We start from the raw sequence: 641 nt of genomic DNA, 5'->3' as shown, positions 1-641 counted from the left end.
GTTTAAGCTGGCGTTATGCGTATCAGAGGAAAATAAATTGTTTAAACATATAGCTGTACTACTTTTGATAGTTTTTCTGACATCTGGTGTTTTTGTATTTAAATTTGGAATTCCTGCCGACGCATCGTCGTGGGCAAACTTAGGGTCGTTTTCTGGAGGTACTACTGCTGTCTTTATTGCTCTTTATGGAGTTATATATACGATCTTTCAGCATAGACATGCTAAGCCTAAATATACTATTGAAGATCATATCCAATTGATGAGAACCTACAAGTCTGCATATAGCCGTGTTTATACGAATAAAGGATATGAGTTTTTAAAATGGTTATGGCCGAATGCAGTTAAGCAGCTAACCAAAGGTGGGAAACCAACAATTGATGATGTTCTGACAAACACGAGCTTAAATGAAATGGCTCAATGGAAACGTAGTTTGCTGAAAATTGAACTCAATTTAATAGATCAGTTTGTAAATGAAATGCATAGAGATGAACTAAAGCTAGCCTGGTTATATTGTCTAATCAATGAACTTCCTAAAGAGTATAAAATTGCAATAGAACCCAAATGGTCTGAACTTCCTTTGACTGAGAGTGAGAAAAGTCTTTTTGACGCTGTAAAAAACGCATAACAAACGCTTCAAACCG

The 641-nt window shown here is 35.7% G+C and carries 1 protein-coding gene; it reads left to right on the top strand.

The features are described 5' to 3' along the window. Nucleotides 1-625 (top strand): hypothetical protein (locus tag VPNCDNU1_RS27415; RefSeq protein WP_237324236.1); only part of this gene is annotated, 625 nt, incomplete at its 5' end. Nucleotides 626-641: the final 16 nt, after the last annotated feature.

Source organism: Vibrio penaeicida, from assembly GCF_002933855.1.
In the GTDB taxonomy this organism is placed as follows: Bacteria; Pseudomonadota; Gammaproteobacteria; order Enterobacterales; family Vibrionaceae; genus Vibrio; species Vibrio penaeicida_A.
This window is presented reverse-complemented; position numbering and strand designations above follow the sequence as displayed.